We start from the raw sequence: 18026 nt of genomic DNA on the forward strand, positions 1-18026 counted from the left end.
GAAAAGATTTTACGATCGTGAGGATCGCTCGCAAAATTTAAACTGTGGATAAGTTTGTGAATACTTTCACTTCATATGACTAACAAAGGCAAAAAAAGCGTAAAGACACATAATTATAATCTATTTATCAATTAGTTATATACGGACAGTGATTTATATTGCTAGCTAATGAGAATATAGCATATGTGGATATATGCCCGGTTTGCTGCGTAATAGTAGTGAAATCTTCTGCAGCGAGATACTGTCTGTCAACTCTCCGTATGAAAGCCCCATTATTTTGTCTGATTTCTGATAAAATCAGCGCCCTGCACCGGATAGTCGGTCGCTAACTTACAGCTAACCATTTGAAAAAGCTCATCATGTCGAGATTGCTCGCTGCAATAACATTACTGTTAAGCATCATTTTAACTATTCTGGTAACGATCGCCTGTTCTGTACCGATCATCATCGCCGGGATAATTAAACTGCTGTTACCTTTGCCTACGGTTTGGCGAGCCGTGTCGGCGTTTTGTAATTTCATGATGTACTGCTGGTGCGAAGGGTTGGCCATCCTGCTGCGCCTGAATCCTCACCTGAAGTGGGACGTTGAGGGCCTGGAAAGACTCAACAAAAAGAACTGGTATCTGCTGATCTGTAATCATCACAGCTGGGCCGACATCGTGGTGTTATGTGTGCTGTTCCGTAAGCATATCCCGATGAACAAATACTTCCTGAAGCAACAGCTGGCCTGGGTACCGTTTATCGGCCTGGCCTGCTGGGCGCTGGATATGCCGTTTATGAAACGCTATTCGCGCAGCTATTTGATTCGCCACCCGGAGCGGCGTGGTAAGGATGTGGAAACGACGCGTCGTTCCTGCGAGAAGTTTCGCGCACATCCGACAACGATTGTGAATTTTGTCGAAGGCTCGCGGTTTACAGAAGAGAAGCGTCTTCAGACTCGCTCCCCTTATCAGAACCTGCTGCCCCCCAAGGCGGCGGGTATTGCCATGGCGCTTAACGTGCTGGGGGCACAGTTCGATAAATTACTGAACGTGACGCTCTGCTATCCGGAAAACGATAAGACGCCTTTCTTCGATATGCTCAGCGGCAAGCTGACGCGTATTGTGGTTCGTGTCGATCTGGTGCCAATTGATACCGAACTGCATGGGGATTACGTTAACGATAAGAACTTCAAACGTCGTTTCCAGCTTTGGCTTAATACGCTCTGGAAAGAGAAAGATGAGCAGATAGAGAACATCAAAGCTTCAAACAAAAACGCCGGTCATTGACCGGCGTTTTTATATCATTGGGTTTACTTCTTCTCGACCAGGTATTTCACGGTGTCTGCGTACTGCTGTACGAAGATATCCATGCTGCTGGTGTCCATGCCCTGCATGTTCAGCTGATATTTGCCGTTAACATACATCGCCGGAACGCCCTGGAGCTGCAGATCGGCTGCGGCTTTTTCCTGTTGAGCAACCAGCGATTTCACGACAAAGCTGTTCCATGCGGCGTCGTAGTCTTCACCTTTCACGCCTGCGTCAACGAACACTTTACGAATATCTGCTGCGGTCTGGACGGTCTGGGTTTTCTGCACCGCTTCAAACATAGGGGAGGTGATCTTATCTTCCACACCCAGCGCAATCGCAACCGCCCACGCCTGAGTCAGGTCTTTACCCAATGGGCCCAGGAACTCAACGTGGTATTTGGTCATTTTGGTGCCTTCCGGCAGCTTTTTCTTCACGTTGTCAGCAACATGCAGCACCTGCTCAAACTCATAGCAGTGTGGGCAATAGAACGAGAAGAACTCGAGAACCTGTGGCTCGCCAGCGACGGGCTTGTCCAGCGTGATGTACTGTTTGCCGTCGGTAAACTGTGCAGCAGAAGCGCTAAATGCCAGAATCATACCTGCCAGCGCCAGCCAAATTTTTTTCATGATTAACTCTCTCCTGGGTGTGTCCAATTAATACATCGGCGTTAGTTGCAGTGGGGGTTCCTGAAGAACCTTAACCTGCTCAGTAAATGTGGATATCTGGTTGCGCCAGTAATCCTCTCCGGTAAGCCACGGGAAATTACGAGGAAATGCGGGATCATCCCAACGCCTGATTAACCATGCGAGATAATAAACAAAACGCATCGCACGTAAAGGTTCTATCAGGGCAATTTCGTCTGAATTAAAAGGGCTAAACTCTTCATAGGCTTCAATAATCGTTTCAAGCTGCATACGTTGCTCGGCTTTGTCGCCGTTGAGCAACATCCACAAATCCTGCACTGCAGGCCCCATCCTCGCATCATCGAGGTCAACAAACAGAGGGCCATCGCGCCAGAGAATATTCCCGGCATGACAATCACCATGCAAACGCAGGACAGAAATATCATCGCGCCAGCAGGCTTTTACCGCCCCAATAAGTTTATCCGTCGCGCTGAGAAACGCGTCCTTTAACGCAGAGGGAATAAACGCTGAGGTTTCGAAGACCTGGCGGGGTTCAATAAGGTATTCCTGAATTCCGATAGTCGGGCGGGCAATAAACGACGTTTTGCGTCCCGTCTGGTGGATGCGCCCCAGATAGCGGGCGACCCACTCCATTTGGTCGATATTATCCGCTTCAAACTGGCGGCCACCCAGACTGGGAAATACGGCGTAATAGAACCCTTCGTGCGTAAGGAGCGTTTGGTTATTGAATTTTATCGGTGCGGCAACAGGAACTTCATCATTCAGTAAATCGTGAGCAAACTGATGCTCTTCCTGAATTTGTTCAGCGGACCAGCGCTTGGGGCGATAGAACTTAACAACGAAGCGCTGACGATCCTCGTCCTGGAATTGATAGACGCGGTTTTCGTAGCTATTTAGCGGGGTTAGCCCGGAATCCACCCGAATACCCTGCTCAAACAGCGCATCCATAATGGTATCCGGGTGTAATGTCTGGAAAGTAAAAGCCTGGTCGTTCATCCGATCATCCGGAAATTATACGAATGATTCAGGATATCATCTTGTGGCGATTTCGGTGCCGCCGCTTACAAGCTTTTACTCTTTAATTACGCCTCGGGCGCGCAGCAATGCGGTTTTAAAATCTTCCTCATAATCTTTCTGAATACCAGGAATAACAGCATCTTTGGCAGAGTCACGCATTTTGAGGTGATAGATCAGGATGTCGTCAGAAAGGTCTGTCAGTTCACCTTCAAAACCTGACTCTTTCGCCAGTTTCTGTAAAAATTGCATCAGATTCAGCTCTGGCTCTTTTTGCCAGGCTGGCTGGAGGAGTTCAATGACTTCATTCAGACGTTTACATTTCATGGTGGTGCTCCTTTCATTTAGAGTGACACGTTAGCAGGGTCAATCCCACAATAAAAGAGGCGATATTCGTGAATCCGGGTCAGGAAATCATCGGAGTGGTTCTGGCGGGTGGCAGAGCAACGCGCATGGCGGGAAAAGATAAGGGGCTTCAGCAGCTTAACGGTAAGCCACTTTGGCAGCATGTTGCTGACACGCTTGCAGATCAGGTTGCGGCAATGGCCATCAGTGCCAATCGCCATATCGATATTTATCAGCGCAGCGGATACCCCGTTTATCAGGATACTCTTGGGGATTACCCAGGACCGTTGGCCGGCATGCTCTCGGTCATGCAGCAGTCTGAGGCAGAGTGGTTTGTTTTCTGCCCGTGTGATACGCCATTTATTCCCTCCTGCCTTGTCGAGCGTCTCGTGCAATTTCGTGATGGTGCACCGGTTGTCTGGGTGCATGACGGTGAGCGCGACCATCCTGCTATTACGCTGATTCATAGATCATTAGTTCCAGCGCTGCAGGATTACCTGACGGCGGGAGAGCGAAGAGTCATGGTGTTTATGCGTCAGTCAGGCGGCCATTCCGTTGATTTTAGCGACTGGAAGTCTGCCTTTGTGAACGTGAATACGACGGAAGATTTACAGACCATGCAGGAGAAAAAATGACGCCTGTTTTAGCTATCGCCGCCTGGAGTGGTACCGGGAAAACGACGCTGCTTAAAAAGCTGATACCCGCACTTTGTGCCAGAGGCATCCGCCCAGGGCTGATTAAGCATACCCACCACAATATGGACGTCGATAAACCGGGTAAAGACAGCTATGAACTGCGTAAGGCAGGTGCCGCGCAAACCATGGTGGCAAGTCGTGAGCGGTGGGCATTGATGACGGAAACGCCCGATGAAGCACCACTGGATCTCGCGTATCTGGTCAGTCGGATGGATCACTCCACGCTTGATCTGGTGCTGGTTGAGGGGTTTAAGCATGAGGCCGTTGCAAAGATCCTGCTGTTCAGAAGCGATGCCGGGCATGATGTTAGCGAGTTAACGCTGGATGAGCATGTCATTGCGGTGGTCAGCGATGTCGCTCTCGATGTTGAGGTTCCGGTGCTGGATTTAAATGATGAGGATAGAATTGCTGAGTTTATTGTGGGGTGGGGTGCGGTCTGATGCCCTCTCCCGCAGGGTGAGGGAGAAAACAAAAGCAAAAAACCCCGCACCTTACGGTACGGGGTTCTTCTTATTTGATGCCTGGCAGTTCCCTACTCTCACATGGGGAGACCCCACACTACCATCGGCGCTACGGCGTTTCACTTCTGAGTTCGGCATGGGGTCAGGTGGGACCACCGCGCTAAAGCCGCCAGGCAAATTCTGTTAATCTGTATCAGGCTGAAAATCGTCTCTCTTCGCCAAAACATCTTCGGCGTTGTAAGGTTAAGCCTCACGGTTCATTAGTATCGGTTAGCTCAACGCATCGCTGCGCTTACACACCCGACCTATCAACGTCGTCGTCTTCAACGTTCCTTCAGGAGACTTTAAGTCTCAGGGAGAACTCATCTCGGGGCAAGTTTCGTGCTTAGATGCTTTCAGCACTTATCTCTTCCGCATTTAGCTACCGGGCAGTGCCATTGGCATGACAACCCGAACACCAGTGATGCGTCCACTCCGGTCCTCTCGTACTAGGAGCAGCCCCCCTCAATTCTCCAGCGCCCACGGCAGATAGGGACCGAACTGTCTCACGACGTTCTAAACCCAGCTCGCGTACCACTTTAAATGGCGAACAGCCATACCCTTGGGACCTACTTCAGCCCCAGGATGTGATGAGCCGACATCGAGGTGCCAAACACCGCCGTCGATATGAACTCTTGGGCGGTATCAGCCTGTTATCCCCGGAGTACCTTTTATCCGTTGAGCGATGGCCCTTCCATTCAGAACCACCGGATCACTATGACCTGCTTTCGCACCTGCTCGAGCCGTCACTCTCGCAGTCAAGCTAGCTTATGCCATTGCACTAACCTCCTGATGTCCGACCAGGATTAGCTAACCTTCGTGCTCCTCCGTTACTCTTTGGGAGGAGACCGCCCCAGTCAAACTACCCACCAGACACTGTCCGCAACCCGGATTACGGGTCTACGTTAGAACACCAGCCATTAAAGGGTGGTATTTCAAGGATGGCTCCACGCAGACTGGCGTCCACGCTTCAAAGCCTCCCACCTATCCTACACATCAAGGACCAGTGTTCAGTGTCAAGCTATAGTAAAGGTTCACGGGGTCTTTCCGTCTTGCCGCGGGTACACTGCATCTTCACAGCGAGTTCAATTTCACTGAGTCTCGGGTGGAGACAGCCTGGCCATCATTACGCCATTCGTGCAGGTCGGAACTTACCCGACAAGGAATTTCGCTACCTTAGGACCGTTATAGTTACGGCCGCCGTTTACCGGGGCTTCGATCAAGAGCTTCGCGTTACCGCTAACCCCATCAATTAACCTTCCGGCACCGGGCAGGCGTCACACCGTATACGTCCACTTTCGTGTTTGCACAGTGCTGTGTTTTTAATAAACAGTTGCAGCCAGCTGGTATCTTCGACTGATTTCAGCTCCACCCGCAGGGGCTTCACCTACATATCAGCGTGCCTTCTCCCGAAGTTACGGCACCATTTTGCCTAGTTCCTTCACCCGAGTTCTCTCAAGCGCCTTGGTATTCTCTACCTGACCACCTGTGTCGGTTTGGGGTACGATTTGATGTTACCTGATGCTTAGAGGCTTTTCCTGGAAGCAGGGCATTTGTTACTTCAGCACCGTAGTGCCTCGTCATCACACCTCAGCGTTAAAAGGTACCGGATTTACCTGGAACCTCCGCCTACATGCTTAAACCGGGACAACCGTCGCCCGGCTAACATAGCCTTCTCCGTCCCCCCTTCGCAGTAACACCAAGTACAGGAATATTAACCTGTTTCCCATCGACTACGCCTTTCGGCCTCGCCTTAGGGGTCGACTCACCCTGCCCCGATTAACGTTGGACAGGAACCCTTGGTCTTCCGGCGAGCGGGCTTTTCACCCGCTTTATCGTTACTTATGTCAGCATTCGCACTTCTGATACCTCCAGCAGCCCTCACAGACCACCTTCAACGGCTTACAGAACGCTCCCCTACCCAACAACGCATAAGCGTCGCTGCCGCAGCTTCGGTGCATGGTTTAGCCCCGTTACATCTTCCGCGCAGGCCGACTCGACCAGTGAGCTATTACGCTTTCTTTAAATGATGGCTGCTTCTAAGCCAACATCCTGGCTGTCTGGGCCTTCCCACATCGTTTCCCACTTAACCATGACTTTGGGACCTTAGCTGGCGGTCTGGGTTGTTTCCCTCTTCACGACGGACGTTAGCACCCGCCGTGTGTCTCCCGTGATAACATTCTTCGGTATTCGTAGTTTGCATCGGGTTGGTAAGCCGGGATGGCCCCCTAGCCGAAACAGTGCTCTACCCCCGAAGATGAGTTCACGAGGCGCTACCTAAATAGCTTTCGGGGAGAACCAGCTATCTCCCGGTTTGATTGGCCTTTCACCCCCAGCCACAGGTCATCCGCTAATTTTTCAACATTAGTCGGTTCGGTCCTCCAGTTAGTGTTACCCAACCTTCAACCTGCCCATGGCTAGATCACCGGGTTTCGGGTCTATACCCTGCAACTTAACGCCCAGTTAAGACTCGGTTTCCCTTCGGCTCCCCTATACGGTTAACCTTGCTACAGAATATAAGTCGCTGACCCATTATACAAAAGGTACGCAGTCACACCCGAAGGTGCTCCCACTGCTTGTACGTACACGGTTTCAGGTTCTTTTTCACTCCCCTCGCCGGGGTTCTTTTCGCCTTTCCCTCACGGTACTGGTTCACTATCGGTCAGTCAGGAGTATTTAGCCTTGGAGGATGGTCCCCCCATATTCAGACAGGATACCACGTGTCCCGCCCTACTCTTCGAGTTCACAGCCTGTGCATTTTCGTGTACGGGACTTTCACCCTGTACCGTGCGACTTTCCAGACGCTTCCACTAACACACAAGCTGATTCAGACTCTGGGCTGCTCCCCGTTCGCTCGCCGCTACTGGGGGAATCTCGGTTGATTTCTTTTCCTCGGGGTACTTAGATGTTTCAGTTCCCCCGGTTCGCCTCGTTAACCTATGTATTCAGTTAACGATAGTGCAACGGATTGCACTGGGTTTCCCCATTCGGACATCGCCGGGTCAAGGGTTCATATCACCTCGCCGGCGCTTTTCGCAGATTAGCACGTCCTTCATCGCCTCTGACTGCCAGGGCATCCACCGTGTACGCTTAGTCGCTTAACCTCACAACCCGAAGATGTTTCACTTCTGATTGCGAAAATTTGAGAGACTCGAACACACCATTAAAGATGTGTCGTTTCAATTTTCAGCTTGATCCAGATTTTTAAAGAGCAAATATCTCAAACATGACTCGCAAGTCAGTTTTGAGATATGACGGCAGGTGACTTTCACTCACGAACCAGCAAGTGGCGTCCCCTAGGGGATTCGAACCCCTGTTACCGCCGTGAAAGGGCGGTGTCCTGGGCCTCTAGACGAAGGGGACGTACAGTCTCAATCGCAAGACGCCTTGCTATTTACTTTTCATCAGACAATCTGTGTGAGCACTACAAAGGCAGGTTCTTTAAGGTAAGGAGGTGATCCAACCGCAGGTTCCCCTACGGTTACCTTGTTACGACTTCACCCCAGTCATGAATCACAAAGTGGTAAGCGCCCTCCCGAAGGTTAAGCTACCTACTTCTTTTGCAACCCACTCCCATGGTGTGACGGGCGGTGTGTACAAGGCCCGGGAACGTATTCACCGTAGCATTCTGATCTACGATTACTAGCGATTCCGACTTCATGGAGTCGAGTTGCAGACTCCAATCCGGACTACGACGCACTTTATGAGGTCCGCTTGCTCTCGCGAGGTCGCTTCTCTTTGTATGCGCCATTGTAGCACGTGTGTAGCCCTGGTCGTAAGGGCCATGATGACTTGACGTCATCCCCACCTTCCTCCAGTTTATCACTGGCAGTCTCCTTTGAGTTCCCGGCCGGACCGCTGGCAACAAAGGATAAGGGTTGCGCTCGTTGCGGGACTTAACCCAACATTTCACAACACGAGCTGACGACAGCCATGCAGCACCTGTCTCACAGTTCCCGAAGGCACCAATCCATCTCTGGAAAGTTCTGTGGATGTCAAGACCAGGTAAGGTTCTTCGCGTTGCATCGAATTAAACCACATGCTCCACCGCTTGTGCGGGCCCCCGTCAATTCATTTGAGTTTTAACCTTGCGGCCGTACTCCCCAGGCGGTCGATTTAACGCGTTAGCTCCGGAAGCCACGCCTCAAGGGCACAACCTCCAAATCGACATCGTTTACGGCGTGGACTACCAGGGTATCTAATCCTGTTTGCTCCCCACGCTTTCGCACCTGAGCGTCAGTCTTTGTCCAGGGGGCCGCCTTCGCCACCGGTATTCCTCCAGATCTCTACGCATTTCACCGCTACACCTGGAATTCTACCCCCCTCTACAAGACTCCAGCCTGCCAGTTTCGAATGCAGTTCCCAGGTTGAGCCCGGGGATTTCACATCCGACTTGACAGACCGCCTGCGTGCGCTTTACGCCCAGTAATTCCGATTAACGCTTGCACCCTCCGTATTACCGCGGCTGCTGGCACGGAGTTAGCCGGTGCTTCTTCTGCGGGTAACGTCAATTGCTGCGGTTATTAACCACAACACCTTCCTCCCCGCTGAAAGTACTTTACAACCCGAAGGCCTTCTTCATACACGCGGCATGGCTGCATCAGGCTTGCGCCCATTGTGCAATATTCCCCACTGCTGCCTCCCGTAGGAGTCTGGACCGTGTCTCAGTTCCAGTGTGGCTGGTCATCCTCTCAGACCAGCTAGGGATCGTCGCCTAGGTGAGCCGTTACCCCACCTACTAGCTAATCCCATCTGGGCACATCTGATGGCAAGAGGCCCGAAGGTCCCCCTCTTTGGTCTTGCGACGTTATGCGGTATTAGCTACCGTTTCCAGTAGTTATCCCCCTCCATCAGGCAGTTTCCCAGACATTACTCACCCGTCCGCCACTCGTCACCCGAGAGCAAGCTCTCTGTGCTACCGTTCGACTTGCATGTGTTAGGCCTGCCGCCAGCGTTCAATCTGAGCCATGATCAAACTCTTCAATTTAAAAGTTTGATGCTCAATGAATTAAACTTCGTAATGAATTACGTGTTCACTCTTGAGACTTGGTATTCATTTATTGTCCGAAGACATTAAGAATCCATGTCACTTTGAGTGCCCACACAGATTGTCTGATAAATTGTTAAAGAGCAGTGCCGCTTCGTTTTCGCTGCGGCGCGGGGTGTGCATATTACGCTTTCCCGCTTCAGAGTCAAGCGTTTAATTTGCTTTTCTCTGCTGACCCGGCGGCGTGTGTGCCGTTGTTCCGTGTCAGTGGAGGCGCATTATAGGGAGTTATTCTGAAGTGACAAGAGGAAATTTAAAAAAAGTTTCCGTCCGTGTTTTTTTTCACCAATAGCGATGAAATCAAGCTACAAAGTGTTCTATTTGATGTATCTGCAACCACAATCACATTCACGGTGGCATACTTATCGACAAGAATCATTAAGGAATAAAAGCAATGCCATTGAGCGCACAACAGCTGGCAGCCCAAAAAAACCTGTCTTATGTGCTGGCAGAAAAGCTGGCTCAGCTGATTTTAGCGGGTAAATATGCCCCGGGTAGCATCCTGCCGGGTGAAATGGAGCTGGGCGAGCAGTTTGGCGTGAGTCGTACCGCCGTTCGCGAAGCAGTGAAAACCTTAACAGCAAAAGGCATGGTGCTACCACGTCCGCGCATTGGCACGCGGGTGATGCCACAAAGCAACTGGAACTTCCTCGATCAGGAACTTCTCTCCTGGTGGATGACAGAAGACAACTTCAATCAGGTCGTCGATCACTTTCTGGTGATGCGCAGCAGTCTTGAGCCGCAGGCCTGCCTGCTTGCCGCCACGCTCGGGACAGCAGAACAAAAAGCCCAGCTCAACACCTTAATGGAAGAGATGGTGTTCCTGAAAAAGCACTTCAACCGCGAGCGCTGGGTTGAGGTCGATATGGCCTGGCATGAACATATCTATATGATGAGCGCCAATCCGTTCCTTACCTCTTTTGCTTCTTTATTCCATTCGGTGTACCACACCTACTTTACCTCTATTACTCAGGACGAAGTGGTGAAGCTGGATCTGCATCAGGCCATTGTCGATGCCATTCAGGAGAGCGACGGGCAACGAGCCCTGAGCGCTTGCCAGGCGTTACTGGCCGCGCCAACCCACCAGCAGGTGAATAAATGATAAAGAAAAAAGCACGCAGCATGGCCGGGCTGCCGTGGATTGCAGCCATGGCGTTCTTTATGCAGGCACTGGATGCCACCATCCTCAACACCGCACTTCCCGCCATTGCGCAAAGCCTTAACCGATCGCCGCTGGCGATGCAGTCCGCCATCATCAGTTACACCCTGACGGTTGCAATGTTGATCCCGGTGAGCGGCTGGCTGGCCGATCGCTTCGGCACCCGTCGCGTATTTATGTTGGCCGTAACGCTCTTTACGCTCGGTTCGCTGGCCTGTGCATTATCATCCTCTCTGACCGAACTGGTTATCTTCCGCGTCCTGCAGGGAATTGGCGGCGCGATGATGATGCCCGTGGCGCGCCTGGCACTTTTGCGCGCCTATCCGCGCAGTGAATTGCTTCCCGTGCTCAACTTCGTCACCATGCCCGGCCTGGTCGGTCCTATACTTGGCCCGGTGCTGGGCGGTGTGTTTGTCACCTGGGCCAGCTGGCACTGGATCTTCCTGATTAACATTCCAATTGGCGTAGCAGGGCTGCTGTATGCCCGCAAATATATGCCGAACTTCACCACGCCAAGACGCAGTTTCGATATGGGTGGTTTTTTCCTGTTTGGTCTGAGCCTGGTATTGTTCTCCAGCGGGATGGAGCTGTTTGGTGAGAAGATAGTGGCAACATGGCTTGCGCTGGCTGTCATTCTTGGCGGTATTTTGCTGTTCCTTCTTTATATACGTCATGCACGCCGTCACCCGACACCGCTGATCTCGCTGTCTCTCTTTAATACGCGCACTTTCTCGGTAGGTATCGCGGGGAATATTGCTTCGCGCCTGGGGACGGGCTGCGTACCGTTTTTGATGCCTCTGATGCTGCAGGTCGGTTTCGGCTATCCGGCCCTGATAGCCGGCTGCATGATGGCGCCCACGGCAATGGGCTCAATTCTGGCCAAATCAACCGTCACGCAGGTGCTGCGCTGGTTTGGCTATCGGAAGACACTGGTTGGCGTAACGGTCTTTATCGGGCTGATGATTGCGCAGTTCTCGCTACAATCTGCCTCGCTTCCCGTCTGGATGCTGATCCTGCCGCTGTTTGTGCTGGGTATGGCAATGTCAACGCAGTTCACGTCGATGAACACGATTACTCTCGCGGATCTGACTGACGACAACGCCAGTAGTGGCAACAGCGTGCTGGCGGTGACTCAACAGTTATCAATCAGCCTTGGGGTGGCTGTCAGTGCCGCGGTACTGCGGTTCTATGAAGGTTTTGACAGCGCGAACACCGTCGAGCAGTTCCACTATACCTTTATCACGATGGGCGTACTTACCGTCGTTTCAGCGCTGGTCTTTATGCTGTTAAAACCGAAAGATGGTCGAAACCTGATTAAAGAACGCCACAAAACAAAAGCTAAACCGAACCCCGTTCCATCAGAACAGGAGTAAGCTGCAGACGTTGCTGCTGCAGCGTGGGCTGCGCCATTCGGTGGATTAATACATCAATGGCCAGCTCACCCAGTTCATCTTTTGGCTGATGGATCGTGGTCAGCGGCGGGGTCATGTAGCTGGCCAGTTCGATATCATCGTAGCCAATCACCGCCATATCGTCAGGAATACGCAATCCCGCCTGGTACAACGCCTTATACGCCCCAAATGCCATGGCATCGTTGCCAATAAAGACGGCCTGCGGGCGCGGTGTCTGCGCCAGCAATGTCTGCATCGCCTCGAAACCGCCCTGAAATTCAAAATCGCCGGTGATACGGTAACCCTCCGGAACCGCGAGTCCCGCCCGAGCCATCGCGGAAAGGTACCCCTCCAGACGCAGACGCGCCGGGGTTTTATCCAGCGGGCCAGTAATGCAGGCGATGCGGGTATGGCCTTTGTCGATCAGATACTGGGTTGCCATATCTCCGCCCAGCAGGGAGTTATCCTGAATCAGATCGCTGGTCCCGTCGAACGGCGCCCAGTCCATCATCACTGTGGGGATAGACGGATAACGCTGAATGATCTCTTTCGAGGGTTGATGCGTTTCGGTACACAGCAGCAGTAACCCGTCGACGCGTTTTTGCATCAGCGTCTCCAGATTACGGTTCATACGCTGCTCATCCCCTTCGGTATTGCACAGCACCAGACTGTAGCCGCGTTCGAAGCAGCTGCGTTCCACCCCGCGGACAAGTTCAGAATAAAAGGGATTCGTACTGGCGGTGATCAGCATGCCAATGGTACGCGTCTGGTTGAGCTTCAGGCTGCGGGCCAGCGCAGACGGCGCATAGTTGAGATCTTTCACTGCGGCTTCGACTTTCTCCCGAATCGCCTCGCTGACGAAGCGATCGTTATTAATGACGTGGGAGACTGTCGACGTAGAAACGCCCGCCAGGCGGGCGACATCTTTCATTGTGGCCAAGCGTTACCCCTGCTGACTTAAGAATTCGTCGATCTCTTTACGCCACGGAACGGAGGGCTGGGCACCTTTGCGCGTGACGGCGATAGCCGCAGCAGCATGCGCAAAGCGGATAGCATCATCCATTCCCTTTCCTTCCAGCAGCGCTGTCACCAATGCTCCGTTAAACGTATCGCCTGCCGCGATAGTGTCAATCGCCTTGACCTTAAAGCCCGGCACGCGACGGCCTTCGCCGTTTACGCTTGCCCACACGCCGCGGCTACCGAGGGTAATGATAACGGTGCCGATGCCTTTATCGTGCAGCGCTTTCGCGGCACGTGCTGCGTCATCATCATTTTCAACACGAATGCCCGTCAGTTTTTCTGCTTCGGTTTCGTTCGGTGTAATGATGTCCACCCGCGCCAGCAGTTCGTCTGATAATACACGGGCAGGCGCAGGATTAAGTACGACAGTGGTATGATTTTGATGCGCAATGTCAGCGGCCGCCAGTACGCTTTCTACGGGCGATTCCAGCTGCATCAGTAACGCGTCGGCATTAGCGATAAGCTCGCGCTGTGCTTCAACGCGGTCCGTCGTAAGACGGGCATTCGCGCCTGCATGAATACCGATGACATTCTCACCTTCCGCGTTGACGAAAATCAGCGCCACGCCGGTCGATTCCCCTGCAACAACGCTGACTGGCGCAACATCGATGTTATCGCTGGCGAGCTGTTTACGCACGCGCTCACCGGTATCGTCATCACCTGTACAGGCGATAAACGCGATATTTGCCCCACTGCGTCCTGCTGCAACCGCCTGGTTGGCACCTTTACCGCCAAATGCCACCTGATAATGGTTGCCGGTGACGGTTTCGCCCGGCGTCGGGAAGGATTCAAGGTTAAGAATGTGATCGGCATTGATACTGCCAAGGACGACGAGGTTGCCTGCGGTTTTCATGGTTGAGCTGTCCATCTGAGAGCGCCACCGGTGTTACCCGGTGGCGTATGCCACACTTTTCTTTATTGGTGTCCCTCAGGCAGCCAGCGACTGCCTGAATCGCCTTTTTACTGCTTGATGACCAGTTTCAGGTCAACTGGATATTTAGCCTGAACTTTTTCGCCCTTCAGCACTTTGTCAGCAGTCTGCACGCCAGTCGCGCCGATCTGCTCAGGCAACTGAGCGATGGTCGCCGCCAGTTTGCCATCATTTACCGCTTTTTCTCCATCTGGTGTGCCGTCAAATCCGACAACCATCACATCAGATTTACCTGCAGTCTGCAGGGCACGCAGCGCGCCGAGCGCCATTTCGTCGTTCTGTGCGAACACCGCCTGCACGTCTGGGTGCGCGGTCAGCAGGTTCTGCATGACGTTCAGACCTTTAGTACGGTCGAAGTCAGCAGGCTGGCTGGCCAGGACGTTAAATTTGTGAGCCGCAACCGCCTGCTGGAAACCTTCGCCACGTTCGCGGGCTGCGGACGTACCGGCAATACCCTGCAGTTCGATAACTTTCGCGCCTTCACCTGCTTTCTTCGCGATGTAATCACCCGCGATTTTACCGCCCAGCACGTTATCAGACGCAATGTGGCTCACAACGTCGCCTTTCGTTGCCTGACGGTCCAGGGTGATCACCGGGATCTTTGCCTGGTTTGCCATCTTCACGGCGTTACCCACCGCGTCAGAATCGGTTGGGTTGATCAGCAGGATTTTGGTGCCGCGAACGGTTAAGTCCTGCACGTTAGCCAGCTCTTTCGCCGGGTTGTTCTGTGAATCCAGCACCACCAGGTTGTAGCCCAGTTTGTCGGCTTCTTTCTGTGCGCCATCCTTCAGGGAGACGAAGAACGGGTTGTTTAGCGTGGAGATAACCAGCGCGATGGTGTCTTTCGCCATAGCGTTAGCACTTACGGTTGCGCTCAGCGCGACAGCAGAAACCAGGGTAGCCAGTTTTTTCATGTTCATATCTAAGATGTCCTGTAGTGTCGTCAGTTACTGTTTTTTGTTGTCTACCAGGACCGCCAGCAAAATCACCACTGCTTTAACGATCATCTGGTAATAGGAGGAAACACCTAACAAATTCAAACCATTATTCAGGAAACCGAGAATCAGTGCGCCGATCAATGTCCCAACAATGCGACCTTTACCGCCCGCAAGACTCGTACCGCCCAGAACCACTGCCGCAATGGCATCCAGCTCATACCCCGTACCCGCCGTTGGCTGCGCGGAAGAGAGGCGCGCCACTTCGATGATGCCCGCCAGAGAGGCCAGCAAACCGCACAGTGAGTAAACGATAATTTTAACTTTGTTGACGCTGATACCGGACAGGCGCGTTGCCGCTTCGTTACCGCCCAGTGCATAAATATAGCGGCCCAGACGCGTGTGGTGCAGCATGTACCACGCCGCCAGGAAGACGATTGCCATGATCCAGACCGGCGTCGGGATACCCAGCGGGCGACCGATACCGAACCAGCCAAACAGATCGGCGTTGTCCGTAAAGCCGGTGTTAACCGGGCTGCCGTTGGTATACACCATGGTGACACCGCGCAGCAGCAGCATCATGACCAGCGTCGCAATAAACGCCTGAACACGACCTTTCGCCACAATAACCCCGGTGACAGCACCAATTGCCGCACCCAGCGCCAGCACAGCGGCAACGGCCACCAGCGCGTTGACCTCAATCCCGACGATTGAAGCAGCAACCGCACCGGTGAGCGCCAGCAGGGAACCGACGGACAGATCGATACCCGATGTCAGGATCACCAGCGTCATCCCGACCGCCATAATGGCGTTCACGGAGGTCTGCTGAAGAATGTTGAACAGGTTATTAACGGTGAAGAAATTGGGGCTCATGGTCGACACAATCGCGATCAGCACCAGCAGGGCAATCAGCGATTTTTGTTCCATCAGCCATGCCTTTGTGAAATAACGGCGACCAGAAACAGCCTGGGTAGTCATCTTCTTACTCCTGATTCACGCGATTAAGCTTGCCCACAGCGGCAGCCATCAGAACTTCCTGGGTGGCCTGCTCGCGAGTGAATTCACCGCCGAGATGCCCTTCATGCATGACGATAATGCGATCGCTCATGCCTAATACCTCTGGCATCTCGGAAGAGACCAGAATGATGCTCAGACCGTCGGCCTTGAACTGGTTAATCAGCTGATAGATCTCTTTTTTGGCCCCTACGTCCACGCCGCGGGTAGGTTCATCAAGGATCAACACTTTCGGGCGCGTCATCAGCCCGCGTGCAATCGCCACTTTCTGTTGATTACCGCCGGACAGCAGGCCAATCGCCTGTTCCATCGAGGGGGTTTTCACATTAAAGAGGCGGATAAAATCGCTGACTGCCTGCTGTTCATCTTTATGTTTCAGGCTGCCGCCGCTGCGGCTGAAATAGCGCAGGGCGGTAAGAGACATGTTCTCTTTCACCGACATGCCCAGCACTAAGCCGTCGCGCTTACGGTCTTCGGAGATATAAACAATACCATTCGCCAGGCCATCCTGCGGAGAGCGCGTCACCACTTCATGCCCGTCGAGAGTGACATAACCGCTGGATCGCGGCAGCGCACCGTACAGCACTTTCATCAGCTCGGTACGGCCAGCACCCATTAGCCCTGCCACGCCAAGAATTTCCCCTTTGCGCAGGGTAAAAGAGACATTATCCACGCCCGGGCCACAGAGATTATCCACCTTCAGGCGGATTTCACCCGGTGCTTTGTCGAGGTGCGGGTATTGATCTTCGAGCTTGCGTCCCACCATCATTTCGATAAGCGTATCTTCCGTCAGCGATGCCACTTCACGCTCGGCAATAAACTGCCCGTCGCGGAAGACGGTAACGTCGTCGCAGATCTCGAAAATCTCTTTCATACGGTGAGAGATATAGACAATTCCACGCCCCTGCGATTTCAGCTCGCGGATGACGCGGAACAGGGATTCGGTTTCGGTATCGGTCAGGGCGTCCGTCGGTTCATCCATAATGATGACCTTCGACTCAAAGCTCAGCACTTTCGCGATCTCCACCATCTGCTGGTCGCCAATGGAGAGTTCGCCCACCAGGCGGTGGCTTTTGAAGCGCAGGTTCAGCTTCGCCAGTAGCTTATCCGCTTCGGCATACATCGTTTTCCAGTCAATTTTGCCAAACCGGTTAACAAATTCGCGGCCGAGGAAAATGTTCTCCGCAATAGTGAGCTGCGGGATCAGGTTCAGTTCCTGGTGAATAATGCCGATCCCCGCTTCCTGCGAAGCTTTTGGACCGCTGAAGGTGGTCTCTTTACCCAGCCACAAAAGTGAACCGGCATCGCGTTGATAGATACCGGTCAGCACTTTCATCATGGTGGATTTGCCAGCGCCATTCTCGCCCACCAGCGCCATCACGCGTCCGGCATAAACGTTCAGCGCCGCGCCAGAAAGGGCTTTTACGCCCGGGAACGATTTATCGATCCCTTTAAGTTGCAGTAATGCGTCCATGATGGCCTCAGAAGGTGACGCCAGCACAGAGAATGATATTCGCATACGGGGAACACTCCCCGCTGCGAATCACCGCCTGACTGTCTGCGGTTTGTTGTTTGAACTGTTCGTGCGTTGTGTAACGAATTTCTATGGTGTTTCCCTGGTGTTGTTGCAGTTGCTCAATGTGATTGAGCAACGTTTCGTGGAGTTGCGGATTATGTTGTTTAATTTCCGTCGCGAGAATGGCCACCTCAACCTGCATCTCCGCGGTCACTACATCCAGTACCTGCATAAACGAGGGCACGCCCTGCGTTAACGCCATATCAATACGGGTTGTGTTGCGCGGAACCGGTAAGCCTGCATCGCAAACCACCAGCGTATCGGTATGCCCAAGACGGGAAATAACCGACGAGATTTCTGAGTTGAGAACCGTGCCTTTCTTCATTTTCTTGCTCCACTAGCGAAACGTTTCGCTGAAATCAGTTTAGTCTTAAGAGTGTTCAGAAAACCACCATGACGTAACAGAATTGTGATCGGTGTCGAAACGTTTCGCTAAGTGAAATGAGACGTAAATTTTGGCGGGAAT

Annotated in this window: 14 protein-coding genes, 1 tRNA gene and 3 rRNA genes; 5 read left to right on the forward strand and 13 right to left on the reverse strand. The window is 52.7% G+C overall.

Annotated features, from left to right (window positions below; translation table 11 throughout):
• The first annotated feature begins 359 nt into the window (after positions 1 to 359).
• Positions 360 to 1268, forward strand: coding sequence for an acyltransferase (locus ECL_RS25520; protein ID WP_013099384.1), 909 nt, complete (start codon positions 360 to 362; stop codon positions 1266 to 1268).
• A 23-nt stretch (positions 1269 to 1291) separates the two neighbouring features.
• On the opposite strand, the gene dsbA is transcribed toward ECL_RS25520, so the two are convergent.
• The 3 genes from dsbA to ECL_RS25535 all read right to left on the reverse strand — a co-directional run bounded on the left by dsbA (position 1292) and on the right by ECL_RS25535 (position 3274).
• A complete protein-coding gene (gene dsbA / locus ECL_RS25525; RefSeq protein WP_013099385.1) occupies positions 1292 to 1915 on the reverse strand; it encodes a thiol:disulfide interchange protein DsbA in 624 nt (207 codons plus the stop codon).
• Positions 1916 to 1942: 27 nt separating this feature from the next.
• Positions 1943 to 2929 (reverse strand): serine/threonine protein kinase, encoded by a 987-nt coding sequence (locus ECL_RS25530; protein ID WP_013099386.1) that lies wholly within the window; start codon positions 2927 to 2929, stop codon positions 1943 to 1945.
• A gap of 75 nt (positions 2930 to 3004) precedes the next feature.
• Positions 3005 to 3274, reverse strand: a complete 270-nt coding sequence (locus tag ECL_RS25535) for a YihD family protein (protein WP_013099387.1) — start codon at positions 3272 to 3274, stop codon at positions 3005 to 3007.
• A gap of 68 nt (positions 3275 to 3342) precedes the next feature.
• On the opposite strand from ECL_RS25535, the gene mobA reads away from it, so the two are divergent.
• Both mobA and mobB read left to right on the forward strand, forming a co-directional pair.
• Positions 3343 to 3927: a molybdenum cofactor guanylyltransferase MobA gene (mobA, locus tag ECL_RS25540; protein ID WP_013099388.1), complete on the forward strand. Its 585-nt coding sequence runs from the start codon at positions 3343 to 3345 to the stop codon at positions 3925 to 3927.
• Entirely contained in the window at positions 3924 to 4427 is a 504-nt protein-coding gene (gene mobB, locus ECL_RS25545; RefSeq protein WP_013099389.1) for a molybdopterin-guanine dinucleotide biosynthesis protein MobB, read from the forward strand. Before mobA ends, mobB begins: the two co-directional genes overlap by 4 nt.
• Before the next feature lie 79 nt (positions 4428 to 4506).
• Here the strand turns inward: mobB and rrf are convergent.
• The 4 genes from rrf to ECL_RS25565 all read right to left on the reverse strand — a co-directional run bounded on the left by rrf (position 4507) and on the right by ECL_RS25565 (position 9474).
• Positions 4507 to 4622 (reverse strand): 5S ribosomal RNA (rrf, locus tag ECL_RS25550).
• 65 nt (positions 4623 to 4687) lie between these two features.
• Positions 4688 to 7591: ribosomal RNA gene (locus ECL_RS25555) — 23S ribosomal RNA — on the reverse strand.
• Between the two features lie 183 nt (positions 7592 to 7774).
• Positions 7775 to 7850, reverse strand: a tRNA-Glu gene (locus tag ECL_RS25560).
• 84 nt (positions 7851 to 7934) lie between these two features.
• Positions 7935 to 9474, reverse strand: a 16S ribosomal RNA gene (locus ECL_RS25565).
• Together the 16S, 23S and 5S rRNA genes with 1 tRNA gene alongside form the textbook arrangement of a ribosomal RNA operon.
• A gap of 454 nt (positions 9475 to 9928) precedes the next feature.
• Between ECL_RS25565 and ECL_RS25570 the strand changes: the two genes are divergently transcribed.
• Both ECL_RS25570 and mdtD read left to right on the forward strand, forming a co-directional pair.
• Entirely contained in the window at positions 9929 to 10636 is a 708-nt protein-coding gene (locus ECL_RS25570) for a FadR/GntR family transcriptional regulator (protein WP_013099390.1), read from the forward strand.
• Positions 10633 to 12066, forward strand: coding sequence for a multidrug transporter subunit MdtD (gene mdtD / locus ECL_RS25575; RefSeq protein WP_013099391.1), 1434 nt, complete (start codon positions 10633 to 10635; stop codon positions 12064 to 12066). The genes ECL_RS25570 and mdtD overlap by 4 nt, the downstream gene beginning before the upstream one ends.
• Here the strand turns inward: mdtD and rbsR are convergent.
• The 6 genes from rbsR to rbsD form a co-directional block, all read right to left on the reverse strand.
• A complete protein-coding gene (gene rbsR / locus ECL_RS25580) occupies positions 12032 to 13024 on the reverse strand; it encodes a ribose operon transcriptional repressor RbsR (protein ID WP_013099392.1) in 993 nt (330 codons plus the stop codon). The genes mdtD and rbsR overlap by 35 nt on opposite strands.
• A gap of 3 nt (positions 13025 to 13027) precedes the next feature.
• The gene (gene rbsK / locus ECL_RS25585) at positions 13028 to 13957 is read right to left on the reverse strand and encodes a ribokinase (RefSeq protein WP_038982504.1); all 930 of its coding nucleotides are present in this window, start codon (positions 13955 to 13957) and stop codon (positions 13028 to 13030) included.
• Positions 13958 to 14064: 107 nt separating this feature from the next.
• Positions 14065 to 14955, reverse strand: a complete 891-nt coding sequence (gene rbsB / locus ECL_RS25590; RefSeq protein WP_013099394.1) for a ribose ABC transporter substrate-binding protein RbsB — start codon at positions 14953 to 14955, stop codon at positions 14065 to 14067.
• Between the two features lie 27 nt (positions 14956 to 14982).
• The gene (gene rbsC, locus ECL_RS25595) at positions 14983 to 15948 is read right to left on the reverse strand and encodes a ribose ABC transporter permease (protein WP_013099395.1); all 966 of its coding nucleotides are present in this window, start codon (positions 15946 to 15948) and stop codon (positions 14983 to 14985) included.
• 4 nt (positions 15949 to 15952) lie between these two features.
• Positions 15953 to 17458 (reverse strand): ribose ABC transporter ATP-binding protein RbsA, encoded by a 1506-nt coding sequence (rbsA, locus tag ECL_RS25600; RefSeq protein WP_013099396.1) that lies wholly within the window; start codon positions 17456 to 17458, stop codon positions 15953 to 15955.
• Positions 17459 to 17465: 7 nt separating this feature from the next.
• Entirely contained in the window at positions 17466 to 17885 is a 420-nt protein-coding gene (rbsD, locus tag ECL_RS25605; protein WP_013099397.1) for a D-ribose pyranase, read from the reverse strand.
• Between the last annotated feature and the right edge of the window lie 141 nt (positions 17886 to 18026).

This window comes from Enterobacter cloacae subsp. cloacae ATCC 13047 (genome assembly GCF_000025565.1).
In the GTDB taxonomy this organism is placed as follows: Bacteria; Pseudomonadota; Gammaproteobacteria; order Enterobacterales; family Enterobacteriaceae; genus Enterobacter; species Enterobacter cloacae.

Coding starts and splice junctions, on each gene's coding strand:
- ECL_RS25520 (WP_013099384.1), top strand. CDS start 360: ATGTCGAGATTGCTCGCTGCAATAACATTACTGTTAAGCATCATTTTA.
- dsbA (WP_013099385.1), bottom strand. CDS start 1,915: ATGAAAAAAATTTGGCTGGCGCTGGCAGGTATGATTCTGGCATTTAGC.
- ECL_RS25530 (WP_013099386.1), bottom strand. CDS start 2,929: ATGAACGACCAGGCTTTTACTTTCCAGACATTACACCCGGATACCATT.
- ECL_RS25535 (WP_013099387.1), bottom strand. CDS start 3,274: ATGAAATGTAAACGTCTGAATGAAGTCATTGAACTCCTCCAGCCAGCC.
- mobB (WP_013099389.1), top strand. CDS start 3,924: ATGACGCCTGTTTTAGCTATCGCCGCCTGGAGTGGTACCGGGAAAACG.
- ECL_RS25570 (WP_013099390.1), top strand. CDS start 9,929: ATGCCATTGAGCGCACAACAGCTGGCAGCCCAAAAAAACCTGTCTTAT.
- mdtD (WP_013099391.1), top strand. CDS start 10,633: ATGATAAAGAAAAAAGCACGCAGCATGGCCGGGCTGCCGTGGATTGCA.
- rbsK (WP_038982504.1), bottom strand. CDS start 13,957: ATGAAAACCGCAGGCAACCTCGTCGTCCTTGGCAGTATCAATGCCGAT.
- rbsB (WP_013099394.1), bottom strand. CDS start 14,955: ATGAACATGAAAAAACTGGCTACCCTGGTTTCTGCTGTCGCGCTGAGC.
- rbsC (WP_013099395.1), bottom strand. CDS start 15,948: ATGACTACCCAGGCTGTTTCTGGTCGCCGTTATTTCACAAAGGCATGG.
- rbsA (WP_013099396.1), bottom strand. CDS start 17,458: ATGGACGCATTACTGCAACTTAAAGGGATCGATAAATCGTTCCCGGGC.
- rbsD (WP_013099397.1), bottom strand. CDS start 17,885: ATGAAGAAAGGCACGGTTCTCAACTCAGAAATCTCGTCGGTTATTTCC.